We start from the raw sequence: 4,700 nt of genomic DNA, 5'->3' as shown, positions 1-4,700 counted from the left end.
GGTTTACAAGCCATCGCCGGCACAACGCCCGCGCTCACCAGCAGTACAGCGAAGAGCGCTGATAGTGCCCGCATTCCAATGTTTCCGTTCATTTACTTTTCCTCCTATAACATCCCCGGAGGCAAAAGAGGCGCATCTTTAAGTACATTGAATGCAGACTACTCTTCTGCCTTCTGGGCTGTTTGGGGGTTCATCCGGTCTTGGACGGATGGGATGAACCTCCCTCATTTTTCAAACGCCATTTTCAGACATCCGCACAAGGACATAGATGTCAATCTATTTATCTTTTCTGTCCAATCTCTCTACACGTCCGTCGGTTGTTCGCAAAACCGGGGTTTTCGATCCCATCCCGGGGGTCGGGGGCGCGGGAGAATGGCCGGTCTTGCGGCGGGATCGGATATCGTACCAACTCGCTCCCTCCGGTGCGCGCCGCGATTTCCGGGTGCGGAGGGCAGAAAAAACCGTTATAATCTACGCCCCGCAAGAACGGCCGCGTCGGGCACAGGGGACCGCCGCGCGCCCTGCCGCAGGCGTCGGAGCAGGGAGGTTTCAGGCCGCCCGGCGCCATCGACCATCGCTTTCTCCGGTAGAACTTTACACCTGAAACTTCACGTGTAGCATTGCCTCATGCGACGTGCGGCATTCCACAGGAACGGAACATGAGAAGACCGAATATCTTCAGATGACCGGGGGGAGGACAACCTCAAAAGCATTCTTCAAGCCCTGAGCCAAAGGCAAAAAACGGCACCAAAAATACCACAGCAAAGAAGAAGAGATGGCATGCAATATATCACAGCAATATTAATAACCGCAGTGATAAACAAACACACCACTCAAGGCGGGCAGCAGCGATGCGTGGTAAGTACCCGCCTATTGGGGAGTAATGGATATGGTTTCACCGTTGATTCTGGTCAATCTCAAGACCTATCAGGAAGGTATGGGCAGCAACGCTCACCGGATCGCCGCTGCGGCCGAGACCGTGGCGAGAGAGAGCGGCGTCGTCATCGGCATCGCGCCGGTCTTCACCGAGATCCACCCGATGAGCCACCACTATGCGATACCCGTCTATGCCCAGCATATCGATGCGATCGCCCCCGGCGCTCATACCGGCCATATTCTCCCCGAGGCCGTCAGGGCAGCGGGTGCACGCGGCACGCTGATCAACCATTCCGAACACCGCCTCACCCTGGCCGATATCGACGCCTGCGTCCGGGCCGCGCAACGGCTTCACCTGGAGTCGGTCGTCTGCACGAACAACGACGCCACAAGCGCCGCCGCCGCCGCCCTCCGCCCCGACTACGTGGCGATAGAGCCCCCGGAACTGATCGGGAGCGGGGTCTCCGTCTCGAAAGCCGACCCGGGAATCATCGAGCGGTCCGTCAACGCCGTCAGGGCGGTGAACCCGGAGACGAAAGTCCTGACCGGAGCGGGCATCCAGTCGGGCGAGTGCGTAAAGATCGCCGTCGACCTCGGGACTTCCGGCGTCCTTCTTGCGTCAAGCGTCGTCAAGGCCGACGACCCCGAAGCGGTCCTCCGTGATCTCGTCTCTCTGATCTAGACGGGCCTTCATAGTTTGGGTTTTTCGAGTGCAGGATACCTTCCGGACAGAAAAGACACAGGGACCATAAAGAGCATGTAGGGGGAACATTCATCCAATGTCGCGTCTTTTCGCGGCTTCGCGTGAGCAATACGTTGAGGATGTGAACTACCCCGCGCCTTTTGGACGGGGCTTCCCGGCTATCATCCTTCCTCTCTACTGAAGGCCGGGTCCACAGGCTCTCTGGCGCGTTCCGCACCTGCTACCCCGACAAGGTTCTGCTCTTGCAGGGCAAATTTCTTGATATTGATTGCCGCGTTGATGTCACGGTCGTGATGAGTGCCGCAGTCGGGACAGACCCATTCCCGGTCTGAAAGTGTGAGATCCCGCTTGAGATGCCCACACTGATGGCAAATCTTCGAGGATGGATCAAACCTCCCGATCGCGAGAAGGGTCTTCCCGTATTTTCGGCACTTGTATTCCAGCATCGTGAAGAACGTACTCCACGATGCATCCCCGATACTCTGCGCAAGGCAATGATTCTTCTGCATACCAGCAACATTCAACGATTCCACTGCAATGGCTTGGTTCTCGCTCACGATTCGATTAGAAAGGTTGTGCAGGAAATCGTTGCGTTGATTGGCGATCATTTCATGACACCGGGCGAGTCTCTGGATCGCTTTCTGCTGATTCTTCGACTCTTTCACCTTCCGCGAAACTCGCTGCTGTAACACCTTCAGGCGCTGCAACGAGTTCTTCAAGTATCGGGGATTCTTGATCTTCTCTCCCGTGGAAAGGGTTGCGAAGTCCGTCAACCCGACATCGATACCAAGGGTAGTGTCCAGACAAAACGGCGAGGGGTCCGGTGCCGGCTGCCCATCGTCGACAAGGATGCTGACAAACCACTTCCTGGTTGTGGTTACAGAGACGATCGCGTACTTCATCTTCCCGGTGAACATCCGGTGGAAGATGGTTTTGATCTCACCGATCTTCAGGAGTTTAATCCGACGCCGCCCAAAGTCCACGGTATAATGCTGAGGCACCTGAAAGGACTGTACCGGATTCTTCTTCGACTTGAATCGAGGGAATCCCTTTTTCTCACGGAAGAACCGCGTGAAAGCGTTATCGAGGTTCTTGTTCGCGTTCTGAAGCGATTGGGAGTTGACCTCTTTGAGCCATGGATGCTCTTCTTTGAGGACAGGAAGACGGTTGTTCAGGTCATAGCAGGAGAGTTTTTTGCCTTCCTGTTCGTATGCCCGGATCTTCTGCTCCAGAGAATGGTTGTACACAAACCGACAGGCATGGATGTGTTTCATGAGCATTGCGGTCTGCTCACAGTTAGGGTACATCCGATACTTGTAGGCCTGGAGCATACAGGTATCTGTTGACCTTACAGGAATATATTGTTTTTGGTAATCCTCGGGAAACATGACGAAGGGCGACTCCGCTCCACGAAAGATGCTCGGTATCTTCCTGTCAGGAAACTTCCTGTGGAAGTTTCCGTGTCATCCCCGCACCTGTTGGGTGGGGTCTTCCCGCTCCGCCCCCTTCACCCCCGCAAGATAAACTCTCACGCAAAGATCGCGAAGCACGTGTCACGTTATCAGCGATATCAGGTCGTGTTTGGTGATGACGCCCTGCACCTTCCCCTTTTCGAGCACGACGATCGCGTGGTTATGATGGAGGAGATGGACGATCGTGTCGAGGGGCGCCGTGGGCGGGACCGTCGGGAATCCGGGTTCGATATAGTCTTGCACCACCTTTCGGTGCGTCTGGTGAAGCCCTCCGTCTTCCACGGCGTTCATGATGGCGGATTCGGATATGCACCCGACCGGCACCCCGTTCTCGAGCACCGGCAGCTGGGAGATGCCGTTCTGGCCCATGATCTCGACGGCTCGGCTGACGGGATCGTTCGGGGCGACGGAGAGCACAGGTGCGTTCATCACGTCGGCGGCCGTGATTATCGAGTGCTCCGCTGCCTGCAGGACCTCCACGATCTTTGCGAGCGTGCTCACCCTCGGGTCCACACTGCCCGCCTCGATCCGCGCGACCATTGACTGGCTGATCCCGGCCATGCGGGCAACATCCGCCTGTTTTAAGCCCATACGGAGTCGTTTCTCGCGTAATTCAGCCGGGGTAGGGATTTCCATATTTATTACTATAGGTAATTTTTTAATATATACCTTTGCTGATACATTATTCGGGTCCATATCGGGAAGGTGTTGACGACAGGCAACGGAAGGCACTTCTGCGGCTCATCGTCCCTTCCCGGACAGGTTGATATACCGCAAGGTCGCACGGGATGATATGACTGTAAACAAAGACGAGCAACAGGACGTTCTCATGAAGGTCAGGGATGTTCTCTCGACCTACCACACCCTGGACGCCGTCCGGGACGAACTTGAGTCCCTTGGCTTCGATGTCCGGGCGGAGCACGGGGACGTCGTATCCATGGAGAATGCACCCGCCGAGATCTTCGTCCAGATCTCCATGAACGACCGGGGCGAGATCGTCGACTCCCACGTCGTGACGTTTGACGAGATCGAACTCAAACCGAGGCAGGGTTCTCAACCGCCGTAACGGGCCACGTGCAATAGCAGGGAGTGGGAGGAGTAAGCCTCCTTCTGTTCAGTGCGGCATTCAGCTACGCGCCATACCCGGGCGGATACCAGACGATCCATCTGCCCTGTTCTGGCTTGCACCCGCAGGGATTCACCGTTTCACCGTCTCCCGCCGCTACGTTCAACGAGTTGCTTGCGCGGGGTTTCCGCGTTTCTCGCCTCCAAAAGGGGGCTCCGTCGTTTCATCACTGACGGCGGGTCGTGTCGTTTCTGTGTCATTGCCGTGACTCTCGCCACCCGCACTTGCATGCGGCTGCGTGTCTGGCCGGTGGGAGGACTTTCCTCAGCGGCACAGGAATGTGCCACCGTCGGCCGCACTCTCCCTCTCCTAAGTAGTGTTGACCGTGAGAATATATAGCCGTACAGGTACCCTCCTCGAGCAGCCGGCACCGGCGTACCTTCTCCGTTGAGGTTCCCGGATCGACCGCGCGTATCCCCGGGGTTCTGGATATGTTTATATACTTGATCCGGGGTCTTACCATTGGCGTTACCATGGGGGAAAGCAGGGCTCGTGCACATCTGGAACTAGCGGCAATCGTTAC

General features: G+C 56.5%; 4 protein-coding genes and 1 other RNA gene. 2 read left to right on the top strand and 3 right to left on the bottom strand.

What is annotated here, in order from left to right; translation table 11 throughout:
• Positions 1-889: 889 nt before the first annotated feature.
• Positions 890-1,558 carry a triose-phosphate isomerase gene (gene tpiA / locus BRA42_RS08130; protein WP_292405512.1) on the top strand — a complete coding sequence of 223 codons (669 nt, stop codon included), beginning with the start codon at positions 890-892 and terminating at the stop codon, positions 1,556-1,558.
• A gap of 182 nt (positions 1,559-1,740) precedes the next feature.
• Here the strand turns inward: tpiA and BRA42_RS08125 are convergent, their stop codons facing one another.
• Together BRA42_RS08125 and BRA42_RS08120 are read right to left on the bottom strand one after the other, a co-directional pair.
• The gene (locus tag BRA42_RS08125; RefSeq protein ID WP_342772121.1) at positions 1,741-2,910 is read right to left on the bottom strand and encodes an RNA-guided endonuclease TnpB family protein; all 1,170 of its coding nucleotides are present in this window, start codon (positions 2,908-2,910) and stop codon (positions 1,741-1,743) included.
• 222 nt (positions 2,911-3,132) lie between these two features.
• A complete protein-coding gene (locus tag BRA42_RS08120; RefSeq protein ID WP_292405518.1) occupies positions 3,133-3,687 on the bottom strand; it encodes a CBS domain-containing protein in 555 nt (184 codons plus the stop codon).
• A gap of 157 nt (positions 3,688-3,844) precedes the next feature.
• On the opposite strand from BRA42_RS08120, the gene BRA42_RS08115 reads away from it, so the two are divergent.
• Positions 3,845-4,117 carry a hypothetical protein gene (locus BRA42_RS08115; protein WP_342770227.1) on the top strand — a complete coding sequence of 91 codons (273 nt, stop codon included), beginning with the start codon at positions 3,845-3,847 and terminating at the stop codon, positions 4,115-4,117.
• 21 nt (positions 4,118-4,138) lie between these two features.
• Here BRA42_RS08115 and rnpB read toward each other — a convergent pair.
• An RNA gene (rnpB, locus tag BRA42_RS08110) (RNase P RNA component) lies at positions 4,139-4,486 on the bottom strand.
• Positions 4,487-4,700 lie beyond the last annotated feature (214 nt).

The sequence above is a fragment of the Methanoculleus sp. UBA374 genome (assembly GCA_002508705.1).
GTDB classification, from domain to species: Archaea; Halobacteriota; Methanomicrobia; order Methanomicrobiales; family Methanoculleaceae; genus Methanoculleus; species Methanoculleus palmolei.
The sequence above is the reverse complement of the archived record's forward strand: the minus strand, read 5'-3'. Positions and strand labels throughout refer to the sequence as shown.

Coding starts and splice junctions, on each gene's coding strand:
- tpiA (WP_292405512.1), top strand. CDS start 890: ATGGTTTCACCGTTGATTCTGGTCAATCTCAAGACCTATCAGGAAGGT.
- BRA42_RS08125 (WP_342772121.1), bottom strand. CDS start 2,910: ATGCTCCAGGCCTACAAGTATCGGATGTACCCTAACTGTGAGCAGACC.
- BRA42_RS08120 (WP_292405518.1), bottom strand. CDS start 3,687: ATGGAAATCCCTACCCCGGCTGAATTACGCGAGAAACGACTCCGTATG.
- BRA42_RS08115 (WP_342770227.1), top strand. CDS start 3,845: ATGACTGTAAACAAAGACGAGCAACAGGACGTTCTCATGAAGGTCAGG.